Annotated in this window: 1 protein-coding gene; it reads right to left on the reverse strand. The window is 60.2% G+C overall.

Annotated features, from left to right (window positions below):
• Positions 1–1772: ABC transporter ATP-binding protein (locus tag ACR0J7_RS20410; protein ID WP_480901168.1), on the reverse strand; the 1772-nt coding region annotated here is incomplete at its 3' end.
• Positions 1773–1923 lie beyond the last annotated feature (151 nt).

A 1923-nucleotide genomic window follows, 5' to 3' on the forward strand; every position in this document is an offset into this window, starting at 1 on the left:
GCGACTTTTTGTTTGTGTTTATTGAACTGTTGGTCGAAGAGGTTTTTGAAGGGTCCGTTTTTCTGCATGAGTTGGTCGAGGTTTCCCTGTTCGGCGATAGCGCCGTCCTGGATGACGATGATCTTGTCTGCCTCCAGCACGGTTGACAGGCGGTGGGCGATGACGATGACGGTGACATCCTGTGTCAGGGCGTCCAGCGCCTCTTTGACCAGCGATTCCGATTCCGCGTCCAGCGCGCTTGTGGCCTCGTCCAGCAGCAGGATTTCGGCCTTGCGCAGAATGGCGCGGGCAATCGCGATGCGCTGTTTCTGACCGCCCGACAGAAAGGTTCCGTTTTCGCCCACCGGGGTCTCATAGCCCTGCGGCAGGTCTGTGATGAACTGATGCGCATGTGCGGCCCGGGCTGCCGCGATCACCTCTTCATCGCTCGCCTCGGGTGCCGAGCAGCGCAGGTTGTCCATCACCGAGGCCGAGAACAGGAACGTGTCCTGACCGACATACGAGATTTTCCGCCGCAGCGAGGCAAAGCTGACATCCCTCAGGTCCTGGCCATCGATCTCGACGCTGCCCTGATCGGGGTCGTAAAACCGCATGATCAGGCCAAACAACGTGGATTTGCCACCACCGGACTGGCCGACAAGGGCCGTGGTTTTCCCGGCCTCGAAAGTGGCGCTCATGTTGTCGATCACCGGCACCGTGCCCTGATAGCCAAAGGTCACATTGCGCAGCGTGATCTGTCCGGGGCCGTCACTCAGGTCACGGGCCCGGGGGCTTTCCACCATCGTGTCCTCCTGATCCAGCAGGCTGAACAACAGGCCGACACCGACCATGCAGGTTTCAATCTGGACCCGCATCCTGGACAGGCGCTTGGCGGGTTCATAGGCCATCAGCAAAGCGGTGATGAAGGACATCAACTGACCCGCGGTCGGCTGTTCGGTGCCCGCGATGCCCATCGTGCTGACAATGAGAACCCCGGCAACCGCCAGACCGGCCAGAAACTCCATCAGCGGGCTGGCAATGGCCTGCAGCCGGGCGATGTCGTTCGAGCGCTGTTCGACCTTCCGGATCGCGGTCTCCATTCGGTCGATCATGCGATCTTCAAGCGCAAACACCTTGATCACCTTGATCCCCGCCGAGGTCTCCTGCAGCACCCGGATGATCTCGGCCAGCGATTTGAACTCGGCCTGCATGATCGAGCGGACGCTTTTCAGCAGATACCGCACCCCCAGCAGGGCAACCGGGCCCACCACAAAGAACATCACCGACAGGACCGGCTGCTGATACACCATGACCACAATCAGGCCGACCAGGGTCAGGGCATCGCGGACAAACCCGGTGACCAGAACATCGATCAGGCCCCGGGCCGATTGCGCGCCATTGGTCGTGCGCATCAGCAAATCCGATGATTCATTGGTCGAAAAGAACGACACCCCGTGCCGGACCAGCTTGCGGTACAGCTTCTCCTGCTGCTGGGCCACAATCCGGTTGCCCGCGCGCGCCAGAAAGACGGCCTGAATATACGAGGCCACCGCCTTGGTCAGGAACAGAAGCACAACCCCCAGCGCAATGACATGCGCCCATCCCCGCAATTCCGGGCTGGTCATGGCATCAACGATATATTCCATCATGTAAGCCGAGCCGGCGGTGGTGACCGCCACCGCGATCATCGCCAGGATCGCAACGCCGTAAAGCCCGCCCTGCGCATAAAAGCTCTCACCGACAAGCCGGCCCATATAGCCCGATCGCCACTTGTTCCAGGCGCGCTTCATCATTGCGTTCTCCAAATCCGTGAAACGGTGCGCACGCCCAGATACCCCATATCCCGCCGCGCCTAAAGGGCTGATGCTACCCTGCGGCAGACCAACCCATCCCAACATCCAAACACGCTAAATAAGACCTCACCACCAAACCCACAACCAAAAC

Source organism: Ruegeria sp. O4, from assembly GCF_056535125.1.